This is a genomic window from Haloferax profundi (genome assembly GCF_001469865.1).
In the GTDB taxonomy this organism is placed as follows: domain Archaea; phylum Halobacteriota; class Halobacteria; order Halobacteriales; family Haloferacaceae; genus Haloferax; species Haloferax profundi.
In genome coordinates this window covers 1-17,319 of sequence record NZ_LOPV01000705.1, presented here as the reverse complement: position 1 = coordinate 17,319, position 17,319 = coordinate 1, and the positions used below count along the sequence as shown (strand labels likewise).

Sequence of the window (17,319 nt, the reverse complement as noted above, 5' to 3'; positions counted from 1 at the left end):
GTCGACTTGAACGACTCGACCAGCCAGTGGGGGAGGTCGGAGACGAACCCGACAGTGTCGGTGAGGAGCACGTCGTGTTTGCCCGTTTCGGCCCGGCGCGTCGTCGTCCCGAGCGTCGTGAACAACTTGTCTTGCGACTCGGCAGTCGGATCGAGGTCAGGGTGCAAGTCGTCGTTTTGGCCGACCTCCAGGTCGGCCGCGAGTCGTTGCATCAGCGTCGACTTCCCGGCGTTCGTGTAGCCTGCGAGGGCGACGAGGTCGAACCCGGACTCGCGGCGCTGTTCGCGCCGTGTCTCTTCTTTGTCGGCGATGGCGTCGAGTTCGTTCTTGATGCGCGAAATCTGCGCTTTGATGTCGCGTTCGCGGCTCTCGTCGTACTCCCCGAGACCCATGAACCCGGGGCGCTCGTCGCGCTTGGCGAGCGAGGCTTTCGCCTCTGCGCGCGGGAGTTCGTAACGTAACTCGGCGAGTTCGACCTGTAACTGCGCTTTGCGGGTGTTGGCCCGCTGACCGAATATCTCGAGGATGAGCGTGAAGCGGTCGATGACTTCGACATCGGATGGGAGTTTCTGGGCGATGTTGTACGTCTGGTACGGGCCCAGTCGGTTGTCGAAGATGACGGCCTTCGCGTCCTCGCGGGCGACGAGCGCCGCTAACTCTCCGACCTTCCCCTCACCGAAGTGGTAGGCCGCGTCCTCTTCGCGGGTCTGCGAGAGGTGTCCGACGACCTCGTACCCCGCCGCGCGGGCGAGGTCCGTTATCTCGGTGAGTTCGGCGTCTCCGCGGTCGACGCGCTTCGCGACGATGACGCGCGTCATCGTCCCACCTCGATTGTGTGGTACGTTGCCTGCACTGTGTCACGAGGTACTACTTGCCCGAGACACTTAAGCCCCGCTCGGAACTGGTCACGCGGCGAGATGGTCTCTCGTCACCTCCGAGTCCATACCGGACGTTACGGAGGCGTACTCGTGTCGGTTCCACACGGGCGAGGACTCGTCTCGATTCTCCAGACTGTCCCCCACAAATGACTTATACGAACGGGCAGGATGTTCGGCGTATGGACCCCTTGCAACTAAGCTTGGACCCGCAACAACTCGGCCTCGAGTTCGGGAGCGGGGCCGTCATCGGCGGTATCATCGGATTTGCCGCCAAGAAGGTGGCGAAGCTCATCGCCGTCATCGTCGGCCTCGAACTCGCGGTGTTCAAGTTCCTCGAATCGCGCGGCATCCTCACAGTCGACTGGGAGCGTCTCACCGGCGGACTGGTGAGCGCGACGCAGGACGCCGCGACCGGCGCACCGCCAGACTGGATATCGACGATTCTCTCCACACTCTCTATCTCCGCAGGGTTCTCCGGCGGATTCCTCGTCGGGTTCAAGAAAGGATAACCGCTGGACGACAGTTTTCAGTCGCCGTCGAACCGAACGCTATCGAATCGCTCGTCTTCGACGACCTCAGAGGTCGTCTTCGTCTTTGACGATTCGCGTCTCTGCGGTGCCGCTCGTGATGTTGTTCACCTTGTCGTAGAAGTCATTTTGCATCCCTGCGGGGAACGTGATGACGCCGACCCACGACCCGTCGTTTTGCCACTCTTCGCGTTCGAGGTCGCCGTAGCTTCGAATCTGTGCCTGTCCGCTGCCGGCGTACTCGGCGGGCAACTGGACGGCGATGGTGACTTCGGCGAACTTGATAGGCAAGACCGGACGGAGCGCTTCGAGCGCGTCGTCGACCTGCGATTCGACCGGTTCCATCGGGTCGATTTTGAACCCGGCTTCTTCGAGCGCGCGCTCGATGCGTTCCGGCGGGTGCGGCGAGTCGTTCATCTGCGGGTTGACCGCGTTGCGGGCGATGCGGTTGATGAGCGACTTGCGCTTTTGTTCTTGCATCTCACGGCGCTGGTCCGCCGTGATCTGAATCTCTCCTTGCTTGACGACTTCGGGGATAATCTCCATCGGGTCGGTCGTCCCGAACACCTTTTCGAGGTCGTTTTCGGCGGGACGGTCGCCGCGGGAGGCGTCTTCGAACACGTCCTCTGCGGCGATAACCTCCTCGAGGTCACCGTCGAACTCGTCTCGCTTGATGGCCAGTGCTGCGTCGGGGTCGATGAGTACCTCGAAGCGCGCGCCGTGAGATTCCAGGCGGGCGGTGACTGCCTCGTCGAGTGAAATCATAGGTTCCGATACTCTCTCCGTGGTAAAAAGCCCTCGCCGACCGAGTGTCTGCGGTGTCGTCTGCCGAAATCCGTCGGTTCACGGACCGAAGAAACCGTTATGCTCGCCCGACCCCCACGATGCAGTATGAGTTCGCAAGCCTCCGAGAAGTCTCTCGAAGAACGCATCGAGTTGTTCATGCGCCGCAACTTCCCGCAGATTCAGATGCACGGTGGGAGCGCCGGTATCGAAGCAATCGACGAGGAGACCGGTGAAGTCTGGATTTCGCTCACCGGCGCGTGTTCCGGGTGCGGTATCTCACCCATGACGATTCAGGCACTCAAGTCCCGCATGGTCGTGGAGTTCGACGAAATCGACGCCGTCCACGCTTCGACCGGCGGATTCTACGACGACGAACCGGGCGCAGGGTTCGAACCCGACGTGTCCGACGCTCCGTTCTGAACCTCGATTTCTCTCTCGATATCTCCACGTCGCGTTCGAGCCTTCGGTCTCGACTGCTACGTAGCGGTCGGTCACGCCGTGCGATGTGCGTTGGAAACCGAGACGCGCGAGAAAAGAGCGCTTACGCGAGTTGCTCGATGACCTCGACCAGGTCGTCCTTGCCCTGGACACCGATGACCTGGTGGGCCTTCTCGCCGTTCGCGTAGAACTGGAGCGTAGGGACGCTGCGAATCTGCTGGTCGCGGGCGAGTTCTTGCAGTTCGTCGATGTCGACTTTCGCGACGACGGCGCTCGTCTCCTCGGCAATCTCTGCGACGGTGGGTTCGAGCATCTTGCACGGCCCACACCACTCGGCGTGGTAGTCGACGAGGACGATGTCGTTGTCGGCGATGAGTTCGTCGAGGTGGTCCGCACTCTCGACGTGGATGGGGGCGTTGGTTGTCTTCGGTGTACTCATGCTTTTGACTATCGGCGCGACACTCTTACTCGTTGCGCCCGTTTGCGCGGGGTCGCACGACCGCGAAACCGTGAGATTGACGGCCTGAGCGGGGTCGTCAGCACCTGTACGACAGCAGCACACCGTCGTCGACTCGCTCGACCGACTGGAGCGACAGACGAGGGAAGTCTTCGACGAATCCGTCGCCGTCGGCGAGCGTGGGCGCGTCGCGCCCGCCGATAATCATCGACCCGACGTAGAGCGTGAGTTCGTCCACGAGGGCGTCTTCGAACAGCGAGAAGATGACTTCGCCGCCGCCTTCGACCATCACCCGCTCGACGCCGCGCGATTCGAGCACGTCGAATGCCTCTGGGAACGAGACACGGTCCTCGCCGGCGGCGACGACGACTGCGCCTGCGTCTTCGAGCGCCGCACATCGGTCTGCGGGTGCTGCCTCGGAGACCAGCACGTACGTCGTCGCTACGTCGTCGAGGATTCGAGCGTCAGTCGGCGTCCGGGCGCGGGAGTCGGCGACGACTCTGGCGGGGTGTGGTGTCTCGCCGCGCGACTCGCGTGCAGAGACGAGTGACGACTCGTCGAGCGTGAGGTGCGGGTCGTCGGCGAGGACGGTGCCGACGCCGACGAGGACGGCGTCGGATGCCGCGCGAATCTCGTCCACGCGGGCGAAGTCGTCGACGCCGCTAATCTTCACCTGCTCGCGGCGACGCGACGAGAGTTTTCCGTCTGCGCTCGTGGCGGCGTTCACGTGGACGTGCATACCCGACGGTCGGTGGGGCGGTGAAAACGCCTTTCGGTGACGTCTTGCGGTGGTTTCACTCGGACAGGAATTAAATAGGGTTGTGTGGTAGATTGTGCCATCAATGAAACCAAAGGTCCTCATGTTGGGTTGGGGCTTCCCGCCGAACGTCAGCGGTGGTCTCGACACACACGTCGGCGAGATGTTCGAGCGACTCGAAGACCGGGACGACGTCGACATCGAACTCGTCTTACCCGCCGAGTACGCGCCCGAACGCGAGGGTATCGTCGGCGTCCCGACGGGCGAGGGGGACATCATCACGCGAATCGGCCGGTTGGGAACGACGTTCGCCGAGCGTGCTGCGGACGCCGATATCGTCCACACGCACGACTGGTTCGGTTACGGCCCCGGGTCGCGCGCGAAGTCGAACAACGAGGACGTCGAGTGGATAACCACCTTCCACTCGCTCTCGTCGGACCGCAACATCGACCCGCCGCAGCGCGAAGTCGAAACCGAACGCCGCATCGCAGAGCGCTGTGACCACCTGCTCGCGGTGAGCAAACTCCTCGCCGGCAAGGTCAAAGAAGAGTACGGCGGCGACTGTCACGTCATCTACAACGGCTTCTCGGAGTGCGAGACGACCGGCCGCGACATCAAAGCCGAACTCGACATCGACGGGAAGATGCTCTTTTTCGTCGGCCGACACACCGACCAGAAGGGTATCTCGCACCTCGTCTACGCGCTGGAGAAACTCGACCGCGAGGACGTGACGCTCGTCATGGGCGGGTCGGGACACCTCACGGACCAACTCAAGCGGTTCGCGGAACTTCTCGGCGTCGAAGACCGAATCGAGTGGGCAGGCTACGTCCCAGAAGAGGAACTCGGTGACTACTACGCCTCGGCGGACCTCTTCGTCTCGCCATCGCTCTCCGAACCGTTCGGCATCACCATCGTGGAGGCGCTCTCGACCGGCACCCGTGTCGTCGCCACCGAGAGCGGTGCAGCGGAGGTTCTCCCGGAAGACTGTGTCATCGAAGTCGAACCGGACTCGCGCTCCATCGCCGACGGCATCGAGTACGGACTCTCGCTCGAAGGCGAACCCGAGTACGAACCGTACACGTGGGACCGCGTCGTCGACGAGACAGTCGCGTACTACCACCAGGTTCTCGAAGAAGGCGAAGAAGACGAAGAAGAATAAGTCGCGGTCGAATTCGAGGCGTCGTTTTCGTTACCGAAGCAATCGGAGGTCGGTCACCGGTTCGGGGTGTCGAATCCGGTAGCCATCGCGGGTCGGGACCATCCCTTCGCGAGGCATCGTGCCACGTGCAGACTGATACGGTGAGTCGTCGGTCTGGACCGACTGGTACGGAGAGTCGTACGCCGTCTGGTAGGGACTGTCCGAGCGCTGGTACGGACTGTCGTCCGACTGGCCGGCGTCGAACCCTTCCGGTGGGAGATAGATTCGCTCGCCCGACGCCGAGCGGACGACGACTGCGGTGTCCTTGTCGCCTTCCATCAGAATCGTCGTCCACCCGTCTTCGATGGTCACGGAGAAGGAGACTTCCTCTTCTGTCTCGGGCGTTTCGTCGTTCGTCATACGTCTCCAACTGACACGCGTACACTTAGTGATTCGCCCACGGCACCCGACTCGGCCGTGGGTCTCACCCCCGCCGGCAATCCTTTTTATCCGAAGGGGGCGAATGCCTCATCGATGGAAATCGACCACCATGCCGAGGAGCTTGCCTCCGCCCTCGGTGTCGACAAAGAGGAGGTCAAATCCGACCTGCAGAACCTCTTGCAGTACAGCGTCCCACTGGACGAAGCCAAACAGAGCGTCCGCCGAAAACACGGCGGCGGCTCCTCCGGGAGCGACGCGGCGCCGTCGTCCAAGCGCATCGCCGACATCGGCCCGGACGGCGGGAACGTGACGGTATCGGCCCGCGTCCTCACCGTCGGGACGCGGTCTATCGTCTACCAGGGTGACGAACAGACCATCCGTGAGGGAGAACTCGCCGACGAATCGGGAGTCATCTCCTACACGGCGTGGCAGGACTTCGGCCTCGAACCCGGCGACTCGGTCACTATCGGGAACGCCGGCGTCCGTGAGTGGGACGGGAATCCCGAACTCAACATCGGCGCGGCATCGACCGTCGGCGTCGAATCCGAGACGGTCGAGACGCCGTACGACGACCGAATCGGTGGCCACGCGGACCTCATCGACTTACAGGCCGGTGACCGCGGGCGCGTCGTGGACGTTCGCGTCCTCGAAGTCGAATCGCGGACTATCAGCGGCCGTGACGGCGAGACGACTATCCTCTCCGGCGTACTCGCCGACGAGACGGGTCGCTTGCCCTTCACCGACTGGATGCCTCGCCCGGACATCGAAGAAGGTGCAAACGTCCGCCTCTCGGACGTGTACGTCCGCGAGTTCCGTGGCGTCCCGCAGGTGAACCTCTCCGAGTTCACGACGCTCGACGTCCTCGACGAACCGGTCGCCGTGACCGACTCCGCACCTCGACTCAAGATTGGCGAGGCAGTCGACGCCGGCGGGATGTTCGACGTGGAAGTCCTCGGGAACGTCCTCGAAGTGCGCGACGGCTCCGGCCTCATCGAGCGCTGTCCCGACTGTGGCCGTGTCGTGCAGAACGGCCAGTGCCGCCAGCACGGCGAGGTCGACGGCGAAGACGACATGCGCGTGAAGGCGATTCTCGACGACGGAACCGGGACGCTGACCGCGATTCTCGACCACGACCTGACGACCGACGTCTACGGTGGCACGATGGAAGACGCGATGGCCGCCGCCCGCGAAGCGATGGACAAGGAAGTCGTCGCCGACGACATCGCGTCGAAACTCGTCGGCCACGAGTACCGTGTCCGCGGCAACCTCTCCGTAGACGAGTACGGTGCGAACCTCGAAGCAGACGAGTTCGAAGAGAGCGACGACGACCCGGCCGACCGTGCGACGGCCCTCCTGACGGAGGTGCGCGCATGAGTTCCTCGCCAGTCGTGGGGACGCGCGAAGTCGCTTACCGCGTCTTCGCTGCCGAGTTCGACGACGCGTCCCTGTCGTACTCAGAGAGCGACGAAGAACGCGCGCCGAACTACGTGGTCACGCCGACGGGCGCACGCCTGAACCGCACTTTCGTCGCCGGCGCACTCACCGAAGTCGAACACGTCAACGACGAGGTGCTCCGCGGCCGTATCGCCGACCCGACGGGTGCGTTCGTCACCTACGCCGGCCAGTACCAACCCGACCCGATGGCGTTCCTCGACCAGGCGACGCCGCCGGCGTTCGTCGCACTCGCCGGAAAGGCCCGGACGTACGAACCGGACGACGCCGACGTGGTCTACACGTCGATTCGCCCGGAGAGCATCAACACCGTCGACGCCGACGTGCGTGACCGATGGCTCGTGACGACGGCCGAAGCGACGCTCGACCGTATCGCGGTGTTCGACGAAGCGCTCTCGATGCCCCAGCGCGGGGACGAACTTCGTCGTGCCCTCGAAGCGCGTGGCGTCGAGTCGACGCTCGCCGCAGGCATCCCGCGCGCTATCGACCACTACGGGACGACTCGGGCGTACCTCGAAGCGGTTCGGGAACTCGCCGTGCAGGCACTCGAACTCGTCGCCGGCGAACGCGACCAGGTGGAGAACCTCTCGGTGTCGCCGGGTGACGACGGCGACGCGACGCTCGGCCCCCTGCCGGAACTCGACCTCTTGCCGGCCGACAACGTCGACGTCGCCTCCGCCCCCGAAGCAGATGCTGCACCGGCCGAATCCGAGGGAGTCGAGACAGAGACAGTCGCCGCCGAGACGGAGGCAGTCGATGTAGAGGCGGAGACAGTCGAAGCAGTGGACTCCGAATCTGTCGAGTCTGAACCTGACACAGAACCGGTCTCTGACGTGGACTCCGAACCTGCCGCCGAACCCGAGACCGAACCAGTCGCCGAGGCAGACACCGACACCGTCTCGGAAACCGATTCCGAGCCAGTTGCTACCGAAGCGACGACAGCACCGACCGAGGGCGAATCGGTCGCAGAACCCACGACTCCCGACGCGGACGACGAGACGCCGTCGGCAACGACCACGGGTGCAGACGAGACGCCGTCTGAGGACACTGCTGCGCCAGACGTGGCGGCCGACCCCGAACCGTCTGTCGAGTCGGATTCGAGTGGAACGCTCGGCGACTTCGACGACGCTGTCGCGGACGACGACCCACTCGACGAACCCGAACTCGACGAGTTGGGCGACTTCGACGACGACCTGCCGGACATCGACGAGACGGACTCGGAGGCGGACACAGGGACCGTCGCCGACGCGGCGGCGGCCACCGACACAGACGCGTCCGCGAGTGACGCCACCGACCCGTCCGGTATGTACGAGATGGACGACGAGGAACGCGCCGAAATCGAATCTGAGTTCGGCACGGAGTTCACGACTGGGACCGACGTCGACCCCGCCGGTGAGGCGGACATCGACGTGCCCGACGTGGACGAACTCGAATCCGAATCGGCGGCCGGTGCCGAACCGGAGTCGGCACCTGAACCCGAACCAGTGTCTGAATCTGCCCCGGCGTCCGAACCCGACGACGCCGAAGCAGACGACGCCGAATCCGAGTCCACCGATGTCACGCCGGCGGAAGACGTCGACCTCGAATCGGCAGTCGTCGAAACGATGGAAGCTATCGACGACGGCGACGGTGCGGCACACGACGACGTCGTCGCTGCCGTCGTCGACGAGTACGGTGCCGACGCGGATGCCGTCGAAGACGCGATTCAGGATGCGCTCCTCGGCGGCCGGTGCTACGAACCACAGGACGACGTGCTGAAGGCTATCTGAGGCGGTGGCCGGCCTGCTCGTCGAACCGATTCCCGGCGAACCCGCGGCCGTCGCCCAGACGACGCGCCGCGGATTCCCGGAGCGCTCGCTCGTCGTCGCGGACTACCACGCCGGTATCGAGGCCGGACTACGCTACGAGCGAGGCGTCGAACTCCCGTCGAACGCCGCAGTTCGCCGTGAGCGACTGCTCTCGCTCCTCGACCGGACCGACGCGGACCGCCTCGTCGTCCTCGGTGATTTGGGCCACCGTATCGGCGACCCGAAAGGAGTGGAAGCCGAGGAGTTGACCACCCTCGTCGAAGCGGTGACCGACCGGGCCGAGATGACACTCGTCCCCGGAAACCACGACGGCGGTCTGTCGGACTTCTTCGGCGATAGCGTCGAGGTGACAGACAGGGCTGGCGTTCGCCTCGGTGACGTTGGCTTCTGCCACGGCCACACGTGGCCCTCGCGAGACGTGCTCGCCGCCGACGTGGTCTGTTCGGCCCACGAGCACCCAGCGGTCAGACTCGAAGACGAAGTCGGCGGTGCGCGCAAAGAGCGCGCGTGGCTCCGCGGACAACTTGTTCCCGACGTGTTCGCCGACCACTTCGACGTCGACGCGTCGGAGTTGGAGTGGCACGACCCGGAAATCGTCCTGTTTCCGGCGTTCAACGACACCTCCGGTGGGACGTGGGTCAACGTCCCCGGACAGGGATTTCTCTCACCGTTTCTCCCAGATGGCCTCGCCGACGGCGAAGCGTACCTGCTGGACGGGACGCGGTTGGGCGACTATCAGAGCGTCTGACGAACGCAGAGTGCAGGCTACGAGAACGCGACGACGAGGACGCCGAGAACGAACACGACCACACCCCCAATCTGCGCCATCCGCTGCCACCCGGACCACTCACGGAAGTACTCGGGAACACCTCGCTCTCGTTCCTGTACGGCGTACACCACGAACACACCGCTGAGACCGACGAGGCCCGCCCAGAAGACAACCTCCCACAGAGCGAGTTCACGAGTCCCGACGCCGAAGGCGATGAGCGCATTGCCGACGAGAAACCCCGCCTGCGACAGCCAGAACGTCCGTTCGGGAGTCACGTCACCACCGAGTACAGTTGGAGAGCGACGCCGAACGTGTAGAGCGCCGCGCCGAGGACGACGAGATAGACGAGCGGGCTCCAGTCCGACGGGACTCGGGCACGGTCGGGGTCGCGGAGGGCGACGACCGATGCGTAACCGACCGTGACGACGCCCGCGGTCGCCGCCGCGGTGTTGATACCCACGTCTCCCGCGGACACGTCGAGCGCGACATCGACGGCGGCACAGAGACCGAAAACGGCGAACGCGGACCAGTAGACTCGTTTCGGGGACACGCCCGAAATTGATTCACGATCGACATGAATCATCCGGCTGTGGCCGCCCCGAGCGGTGTGCTCAATAGCCTCGAACCGTAACCTCGGGCGATGCCAGACGGCGAGGCCGCCGGAATGGACGCGTTCACGACGCTCTCGTCTCCCGTTCGGGCTGCGCTCTCGGAACGTGGATTTTCGACGCCGACAGAGCCACAGCGTCGGGCGATTCCGCCACTCGCCGCCGGGAAGAACGGCCTCATCATCGCGCCGACGGGGACCGGAAAGACGGAGACGGCGATGTTGCCGGTCTTTTCGGCTATCTCCGACGCCGAGGACCGATTCGGTATCTCGGCACTCTACATCACGCCCCTGCGTGCGCTGAACCGCGACATGCGCGAACGCCTCGACTGGTGGGGTGACGTGCTCGATATCGACATCGACGTTCGACACGGCGACACCACGCAGTACCAGCGACAGAAGCAGGCCAACGACCCGCCGGACGTGCTGGTGACGACGCCCGAGACGTTGCAGGCGATGCTCACGGGCAAGAAGTTGCGGAAGGCCCTCTCGGACGTGCACCACGTCGTCGTCGACGAGGTTCACGAACTCGCGTCGGCGAAGCGCGGCGCGCAATTGACTATCGGATTGGAGCGCCTGCGAGAACTCGCGGGGCCGTTCCAGCGAATCGGGCTTTCGGCCACCGTCGGGTCGCCCACCGAAGTCGGGAAGTTCCTGACCGGGGACCGCGACTTCGAAATCATCGAAGTCGACGTGGACAACCGCGTCGAGTTCGACGTGGTCCGCCCCGAGGTGACGAACGAAGACGAACGACTCGCCGGGCGACTCGCGACAGACCCCGAGATTGCGAGTCACGTCCGGACGATACGCGACATCGTCCGCACACACGAGTCAGTCCTCGTCTTCGTCAACACCCGTCAAACCGCCGAAGCGCTCGGTTCGCGGTTCAAGGCACTCGACGACCCCATCGAAGTCCACCACGGGTCGCTCTCGAAGGACGTTCGTATCGACGTGGAAGACCGATTCAAAGCGGGCGAGTTGGACGCACTCATCTGCACCTCGTCGATGGAACTCGGCATCGACGTTGGCCGAGTCGACCACGTCGTCCAGTACAACAGTCCCCGCGAAGTCTCGCGACTCCTCCAGCGTGTCGGCCGTGCCGGGCATCGATTGGGCGTCGTCTCCCGCGGAACCATCGTCACCGACCACCCGGACGATACGCTCGAAGCACTCGCAATCGCTCGCCGTGCGGAGTCGGGAGCGGTCGAACCCGCCCGCGTCCACCACGGGAGTCTCGACACCGTCGCCAACCAAATCGTCGGCGTCGTCATGGACTACGGTGACGTGTCCGCCCGACGAACCTACGAGATTATCACGCGGGCGTACCCGTTCCGCAACCTCTCAGAGGGCGACTTCCGCGCCGTCGTCCGCGAACTCTCACAGAATCGATTGCTCTGGTTGGACGAAGACAAAGACCTCCTCGAAAAGTCGGGTGGGACGTGGCAGTACTTCTACGCCAACCTCTCGATGATTCCCGACGAGGAGACGTACGACGTCCACGACATGTCCTCGCGTCGGCAAATCGGGACGCTCGACGAGAAGTTCGTCCTCAACTTCGCCTCGCCGGGCGCGACGTTCATCCAGCGCGGCGAGATGTGGCGCGTCAACGACGTCGACGACGAAGAGGCCCGCGTCAACGTCTCGCCGATAGAAGACCCCGGCGGCGAGGTGCCGTCGTGGGTCGGGTCGGAGATTCCGGTTCCTGCTCCAGTCGCCGGTGAGGTCGGTGAACTCCGCGACGTAGCTGCACCGCAGTTCGAATCGGGGGCAGACCGCGACGATGTCGCTCGCGACATCGCACAGCGATACCCGACCGACGCGGCGACAGTCTCGACGGCGCTCGGCCCCATCGAGCGACAAGTCGAGACGGGAGCGCCGATTCCGACGGCAGACCGTCTCGTCCTCGAAGGGTCACCCAGAAACGTGACGCTGAACTCCTGTTACGGCCATCGAGTGAACGAGACGCTCGGCCGACTCCTCTCGGCGCTCATCGGGCAACGAACCGGGTCGTCGGTCGGGATGGAAGTCGACCCCTACCGAGTCGAGTTCGACGTGCCGGGCAAGGTCAGTCCCACGACGTTCGCCGAGGTACTCCGCGAGACGGACCCCGACCACGTCGAAGCGCTCCTCGAACTCGCACTCAAACGCGCCGACTCGCTGAAGTTCACGCTCGCACAGGTCGCCGCGAAGTTCGGGGCACTCAAACGCTGGCAGGGGAAGGGTCGGTTCGGCGGTGACCGACTCCTCGCCGCGCTCGAAGACACGCCGGTCTACGACGAAGCGGTCAGAGAGGTGTTCCACACCGACCTCGCAGTCGACGACACGGTCGACCTTCTCCGGCGACTCCGTGACGGCGACGTGGAACTCGTCGTCGCCCGCGAACCGACGCCAATCGGAACCGGTGGCCGTGGGTCGGGGACCGACCTGCTCGTCCCCGAAAACGCCGACGCGAGTGTCATCGAGACGATTCGTGACCGGATTCAAAACGACCGGGTGTTGCTCGCGTGTCTCCACTGCAAGGAGTGGACGCGAAAGACGAAGGTCGAACGCGTCCGCGACCCACCTGAGTGCCCGAAGTGTGGCGCGACGCGGATTGCGGCGCTCAACCCGTGGGACGACGAGACGGTGAAGGCGGTTCGCGCGACGGAGAAAGACGACGAACAAGAGCGCCTCACGAAGCGGGCGTATCGGTCGGCGAGTCTGGTGCAGGCCCACGGGAAGAAGGCGGTCATCGCACTCGCCGCGCGAGGTGTCGGCCCGCACAACGCGGCGCGCATCATCAACAAACTCCGCGAGGACGACGACGACTTCTACCGCGACATCCTCGAACGAGAACGCGAGTACGCCCGGACGCAGTCGTTCTGGGACTGATTCGGCTTCGAAACGTCGCTACGTGCTCTTTACTCGGCTATCGCCCACTCTTCGAGAATCGTCGTCACAGCCGTTCTGAGCGCCTCGAAGTCTTGCATCGTGATGCCGTCGGTCGTGACGAACACGCCGAAGTCTTCGAGGGTGATACGGACGAGATAGCCGTTTTCGAACACCCGAATCGTGTACTGGTAGTCGCCGAGTTCGGACCCGCGGTAGGCGTCCTGTGTCATCTTGAAGTCGTGCCATTCGTTTCCGATGAAGGAGTTGAGGTCGGCCTCCTGTTCGAGGTCGTCGCGGAGGTACACCTGCAGGTAGTCGAATCGGTTGAAGTACGTCAGCGACCGGAGACTGTCGCCGGCGGCGGCACGACACGTCGAAATCAGCTTTTCCTGTGCTTCCTCGGGGAGGAGGTTTGACATTGTCTTTCGGTGTGTGACCGAGTGACAAATAGGCGGCGCATCCGGCAGGTGACGTGACAGGTGTCCGAAGACGGTGTCGTCTCAGTCCGACGAGTAGGCGTCGCGGTAGTCGCGCTCTCGTCGAATGAGTTCTTCGACGCCGTATTCGAGGATGTCCGCGCCGAGCGACGTCGCACGGTAGTACGAGAACAACCCCTCTTCGTCGGCGCAGTTCCGTTTTCGTTTCTCGACGAGGCCGACGTCAACGAGTTTCCGGAGGTGGTAGTGGAGCGTGTTCGCCCGAACGTCGAGTGCGTCTTCGAGTTCTTTCGGACTTCGCTCCCCGAAGTGGACCAACCGGTACAGGAGCGTGAACCGCGTCCGGTCACCGATGGCCGCCTGCATGTCGAGGTACTCGTCCAGCGTCAGGACGCTCGTCGGCGGCAGCAACTCGGCGGGGTCTTCCGGCAGTCCCTCCGAGTCGGGTGGGGAGTTCGTCGCCATCTCAGCTGGAGAGACGGTTCCCCTCGACTTAACAGTTCTCGACTCGAACTTCGCTGAAAAGGCCGTTTTTTATATATGAGTTCGGTCAGTACGGAGCCACATGCGCGACACCATCACCCGAGACGGCATTCGGAGGGCACTCGGCCGAACCACCTACGACCGGTTTCTCGTCTACGTGATGGGCCCGTACAAATCGTTCAACCTGAACTACGTCCTCTCGGAGGAGGAGTTGCGAGATATCGACGTGGCGGACCTCCCCGGCCCGATTCGTCGGTTGTTCGCTGCTCGCGACGACATCGACGACGCACTCGCCTTGCTTCGTCGCGTGCAGGGGTCGCTTCGGGCCGACCCCGGTGTCAACGCCTTTCTCGCCGTCGACGTAGACATCGACACCGACGACGTCGATGCCGCGACGCAGAGCATCGCCTTTGCACGGGCGAGCAACGCAACCGTGTTCGTCCTCCCGTTTCTGGGGCACAACTTCGGCGTCGGCGAGGAGGCGGGGTCCGTCCTCAAACGCCTCTCCGAGACGCACGGCGACCGAATCGTCTTCGTCCACGAGTCGTCGGTAACGAGCGAGATGATTCGGGCCGCACGGGCGCGCTGGGACCTGCGAGTCGAGACGTACGACACCGAAGAAGAACTGCACAAGCGCATCCGACTCTTCGTCGCGGACGTGATGAACAGAGAACTCCACGGCGATTTGGACTGTCTCGACTAGGCGTGTCTCGGTACCGACCGACTCACCAAACCTATCTGACAGGTGGGCGACTGTCGAATCGTCATGCCCGACGATGCGCTCGGACTGGCGATGCTCGATAGATTCCGTGGGTGCCTGCGCGCCCCTTGCGTCTACCGCGACGGTGCGGACGTCGGCGACGCCTCCATCTACGAGCACTATCTCGTCCCAGAGGAGCGCTGGCCCGACGAGAAGTGGGCGTTCGTGGAGTCGCTGCGGACCCCCATGCTGGATGTTGGGTGCGGCGCGGGACAACACGCACTCGTCGTGCAAGAACGCGGCGACGTCGTCGCCTTCGACGTGAGTCCGAACGCCGTTCGCACGGCGCGGGAACGTGGTGTCGAGTCCGCAGTCGTAGGAGATATGTTCGACCCGCCGGTCGAATCCGGGCAGTTCGAGACGGTACTCGCGATTGGCACGCAAATCGGCCTCGCACGGACCCTCGACGGACTCACTGACTTGCTCGCATCTCTCGACACGCTCACCACCCAGACAGGTGAACTCGTCGTCGACTCTTACGACCCACGTCGAATCGACCCAGACCAGTTCTTTGGATACCGACCCGATTCACGCACTGGTCTCGCGCGCCGACAGTTCCACGTCGAATACGGCGACTTGCGAGGGCCTGCCCTCGACTTTCTGCTCGTCTCGCCAGACCGACTTCGAGATGTCGCGGGCAGGGTCGGACTCGACGTACAGGACGTACACTACTCGCACCCCGAATCGAGTTACTACCGGGTACGACTTCGGTGACTCTGCGGGCGGGTGTCGGCCCGCTACTCCCATTGGTTCGTCGCCTGATTGCGCCGCGGGAGGAACGGCAGCAAGAGCGCGACGACGAAGACGATACCCGCGATGGCGAGGTACTCGGGCGTCGTCAAGACGAGGACGAGGAGCGAGAAGACAGACGATTCTCCGGCGTTGACCGCCAGTATCGCGTCTGCATCGTTGTTCATGAGCACGAGGAACATGAAGATGAACTCGGCGAACGCGACGCGGAGACCCGCTTTCGTGAACCACCACCCTGCCGAGAGTGGACCCCCCGTGAGGGCGTCCAACTCGCGGCGGACTTTTCGCCGCCACGCCGCGTTCACGGCACACCTCTGTTGCATGTGAACATGCACCGTAATAGGTCACGAGACCTGATAATCTCGCCTGTCAGGAGAGCGTCGGCGAGACAGACGCCAACGCCGCGTCGAAGTGCTCACGGGTGATGAGAATCTCGTCGGCGTGGTCGTTCGCGGCCGGGCCCTCGTACGCGTCGGCGACGTCCTGGATTGCTCGTAGTGCCGCCTCACGGCAGACCGCAGCGACGTCCGCGCCCGTGTATCCGTCCATGTGGGCAGCCACGTCGTTCAGGTCGATATCGGAATCGAGTGGCTTGTCTCGGACGTGAACGTCGAGGATGGCACGCCGGGCCTCGATGTCGGGTGCGGGGACTTCGACGTGGGTCTCCAGTCGTCCGGGGCGGAGGAGTGCCGGGTCGAGAGCGTCCCGCCTGTTCGTCGCCGCGAGGACGACGAGGTTCGGGTTGTCGGCGGCGTTGTCCATCTCGGTGAGGAGTTGCGAGACGACGCGTTCTGTCACACCGGAGTCGGACCCCATACTGTCGCGGTTCGTCGCCAGCGCGTCTATCTCGTCGAAAAAGAGGATGCTCGGCGCGGCCTGTCGTGCCCTGTCGAACACCTCGCGGACGGACTTCTCGGACTCACCGACGTATCTGTCGAGGAGTTCGGGGCCGGCGACGTGGATGAAGTTGACTTCGCTCTCGGCGGCGATGGCGCGTGCGAGAAGCGTCTTCCCCGTCCCCGGCGGGCCGTAGAGGAGCAGTCCGGTCGGCGGGTCAGTCGCCGCCGCCTCGAAGAGCGGTGCGTAGGTCAACGGCCACGTGACGGCGCGTTCGAGCGTCCGTTTCACGTCGTCGAGGCCGCCGACGGCCTCGAACCCTTTGGTCGGTTGCTCGGCGACGTACTCGCGCATCGCCGAGGGTTCCACCGACGCCATCGCCGCCTCGAAGTCGCCGCGTGTCACCGTCATCTCGGAGACTGACACGCCGTCGCCGGTCCGGCGGGAGCGACGGAGGGCCGTCATGGCGGCTTCCTTCGCCAGTGATTCCAGGTCGGCACCGACGAACCCGTGCGTCCGAGACGCGAGACGGTCGATATCCACGTCGTCAGCGAGCGGCATCTGCCGAGTGTGCACGTCGAGAATCTCGTGGCGACCGGCGATGTTCGGCACGCCAATCTCTATCTCGCGGTCGAATCGGCCACCACGTCTGAGTGCGGGGTCGAGGCTATCGACGCGGTTCGTCGCGCCGATGACGACGACGTCGCCGCGGGCGTCGAGGCCGTCCATGAGCGAGAGGAGTTGGCCGACGATGCGGTTCTCGACGTCGCCGCCGTCGTCGCGCTTCGCTGCGATAGAGTCGATTTCGTCGAAGAAGATGATACTCGGGGAGCGCTCGCGGGCCTCTTTGAACACCTCGCGGAGTTTCTCTTCTGACTCGCCTTTGTATTTCGAGAGGACTTCTGGCCCCGAAATCGTGATGAACGTCGCGTCGACTTCGTTGGCGACGGCCTTCGCGATGAGCGTCTTCCCGGTACCCGGTGGGCCGTGTAAGAGCACGCCCTTCGGCGGTTCGATGCCGAGGTGTGCGAACACCTCGGGTTCCGAGAGTGGGAGCTCTATCATCTCGCGGACGAGTTCGAGTTCGTCGTCGAGTCCACCGATGTCCTCGTAGGTTACGCCT

General features: G+C 64.1%; 20 protein-coding genes. 9 read left to right on the top strand and 11 right to left on the bottom strand.

Translation table 11 applies throughout. From position 1 onward, the window contains the following. Positions 1-818 (bottom strand): GTPase HflX (hflX, locus tag AUR66_RS19600; protein ID WP_082682299.1); only part of this gene is annotated, 818 nt, incomplete at its 3' end. Between the two features lie 239 nt (positions 819-1,057). Here hflX and AUR66_RS19595 point away from each other — a divergent pair. Continuing rightward, positions 1,058-1,387, top strand: coding sequence for an FUN14 domain-containing protein (locus tag AUR66_RS19595; protein ID WP_058573787.1), 330 nt, complete (start codon positions 1,058-1,060; stop codon positions 1,385-1,387). A gap of 66 nt (positions 1,388-1,453) precedes the next feature. Here AUR66_RS19595 and AUR66_RS19590 read toward each other — a convergent pair whose 3' ends face one another. After that, the gene (locus AUR66_RS19590; protein WP_058573786.1) at positions 1,454-2,170 is read right to left on the bottom strand and encodes a ribosome assembly factor SBDS; all 717 of its coding nucleotides are present in this window, start codon (positions 2,168-2,170) and stop codon (positions 1,454-1,456) included. Positions 2,171-2,296: 126 nt separating this feature from the next. Here AUR66_RS19590 and AUR66_RS19585 point away from each other — a divergent pair, with 126 nt between their 5' ends. After that, positions 2,297-2,611, top strand: a complete 315-nt coding sequence (locus AUR66_RS19585) for a NifU family protein (protein ID WP_058573785.1) — start codon at positions 2,297-2,299, stop codon at positions 2,609-2,611. A 121-nt stretch (positions 2,612-2,732) separates the two neighbouring features. On the opposite strand, the gene trxA is transcribed toward AUR66_RS19585, so the two are convergent. Both trxA and AUR66_RS19575 read right to left on the bottom strand, forming a co-directional pair. Next, positions 2,733-3,068 carry a thioredoxin gene (trxA, locus tag AUR66_RS19580; protein WP_058573784.1) on the bottom strand — a complete coding sequence of 112 codons (336 nt, stop codon included), beginning with the start codon at positions 3,066-3,068 and terminating at the stop codon, positions 2,733-2,735. A 97-nt stretch (positions 3,069-3,165) separates the two neighbouring features. After that, positions 3,166-3,825 carry a 2,5-diamino-6-(ribosylamino)-4(3H)-pyrimidinone 5'-phosphate reductase gene (locus tag AUR66_RS19575; RefSeq protein WP_058573783.1) on the bottom strand — a complete coding sequence of 220 codons (660 nt, stop codon included), beginning with the start codon at positions 3,823-3,825 and terminating at the stop codon, positions 3,166-3,168. Between the two features lie 121 nt (positions 3,826-3,946). On the opposite strand from AUR66_RS19575, the gene AUR66_RS19570 reads away from it, so the two are divergent. Continuing rightward, a complete protein-coding gene (locus tag AUR66_RS19570) occupies positions 3,947-5,002 on the top strand; it encodes a glycosyltransferase family 4 protein (RefSeq protein ID WP_058573789.1) in 1,056 nt (351 codons plus the stop codon). Positions 5,003-5,032: 30 nt separating this feature from the next. Here the strand turns inward: AUR66_RS19570 and AUR66_RS19565 are convergent, their stop codons facing one another. After that, positions 5,033-5,401 (bottom strand): DUF7510 family protein, encoded by a 369-nt coding sequence (locus AUR66_RS19565; RefSeq protein WP_058573782.1) that lies wholly within the window; start codon positions 5,399-5,401, stop codon positions 5,033-5,035. Between the two features lie 114 nt (positions 5,402-5,515). Here AUR66_RS19565 and AUR66_RS19560 point away from each other — a divergent pair, with 114 nt between their 5' ends. Genes AUR66_RS19560 through AUR66_RS19550 form a run of 3 tightly spaced genes read left to right on the top strand, consistent with a single transcriptional unit; the run spans position 5,516 to position 9,430 of the window. Beyond that, entirely contained in the window at positions 5,516-6,796 is a 1,281-nt protein-coding gene (locus AUR66_RS19560; protein ID WP_058573781.1) for a Single-stranded DNA binding protein, read from the top strand. Further along, positions 6,793-8,643, top strand: a complete 1,851-nt coding sequence (locus AUR66_RS19555) for a hypothetical protein (RefSeq protein WP_058573780.1) — start codon at positions 6,793-6,795, stop codon at positions 8,641-8,643. Before AUR66_RS19560 ends, AUR66_RS19555 begins: the two co-directional genes overlap by 4 nt. Positions 8,644-8,647: 4 nt before the next feature. Further along, on the top strand, positions 8,648-9,430 hold the full coding sequence (locus AUR66_RS19550; protein ID WP_058573779.1) for a metallophosphoesterase: 783 nt from the start codon (positions 8,648-8,650) through the stop codon (positions 9,428-9,430). 17 nt (positions 9,431-9,447) lie between these two features. Here the strand turns inward: AUR66_RS19550 and AUR66_RS19545 are convergent, their stop codons facing one another. Next, positions 9,448-9,726, bottom strand: a complete 279-nt coding sequence (locus AUR66_RS19545; RefSeq protein ID WP_058573778.1) for a hypothetical protein — start codon at positions 9,724-9,726, stop codon at positions 9,448-9,450. Further along, on the bottom strand, positions 9,723-10,001 hold the full coding sequence (locus tag AUR66_RS19540) for a hypothetical protein (RefSeq protein ID WP_058573777.1): 279 nt from the start codon (positions 9,999-10,001) through the stop codon (positions 9,723-9,725). Before AUR66_RS19540 ends, AUR66_RS19545 begins: the two co-directional genes overlap by 4 nt. 90 nt (positions 10,002-10,091) lie before the next feature. On the opposite strand from AUR66_RS19540, the gene AUR66_RS19535 reads away from it, so the two are divergent. Further along, on the top strand, positions 10,092-12,929 hold the full coding sequence (locus tag AUR66_RS19535; protein WP_058573776.1) for a DEAD/DEAH box helicase: 2,838 nt from the start codon (positions 10,092-10,094) through the stop codon (positions 12,927-12,929). A gap of 29 nt (positions 12,930-12,958) precedes the next feature. On the opposite strand, the gene AUR66_RS19530 is transcribed toward AUR66_RS19535, so the two are convergent. Then, a complete protein-coding gene (locus AUR66_RS19530) occupies positions 12,959-13,348 on the bottom strand; it encodes a DUF7522 family protein (RefSeq protein WP_058573775.1) in 390 nt (129 codons plus the stop codon). A gap of 81 nt (positions 13,349-13,429) precedes the next feature. Beyond that, on the bottom strand, positions 13,430-13,831 hold the full coding sequence (locus tag AUR66_RS19525) for an ArsR/SmtB family transcription factor (RefSeq protein ID WP_058573774.1): 402 nt from the start codon (positions 13,829-13,831) through the stop codon (positions 13,430-13,432). Between the two features lie 100 nt (positions 13,832-13,931). Here AUR66_RS19525 and AUR66_RS19520 point away from each other — a divergent pair, with 100 nt between their 5' ends. Both AUR66_RS19520 and AUR66_RS19515 read left to right on the top strand, forming a co-directional pair. Continuing rightward, a complete protein-coding gene (locus AUR66_RS19520; protein ID WP_058573773.1) occupies positions 13,932-14,552 on the top strand; it encodes a DUF7509 family protein in 621 nt (206 codons plus the stop codon). Between the two features lie 63 nt (positions 14,553-14,615). After that, entirely contained in the window at positions 14,616-15,323 is a 708-nt protein-coding gene (locus tag AUR66_RS19515; RefSeq protein ID WP_058573788.1) for a class I SAM-dependent methyltransferase, read from the top strand. A gap of 23 nt (positions 15,324-15,346) precedes the next feature. Here AUR66_RS19515 and AUR66_RS19510 read toward each other — a convergent pair whose 3' ends face one another. Then, positions 15,347-15,664 carry a hypothetical protein gene (locus AUR66_RS19510; protein WP_082682300.1) on the bottom strand — a complete coding sequence of 106 codons (318 nt, stop codon included), beginning with the start codon at positions 15,662-15,664 and terminating at the stop codon, positions 15,347-15,349. Positions 15,665-15,728: 64 nt separating this feature from the next. Next, the coding region (locus AUR66_RS19505) for an AAA family ATPase (RefSeq protein ID WP_058573771.1) at positions 15,729-17,319 on the bottom strand (1,591 nt) is incomplete at its 5' end.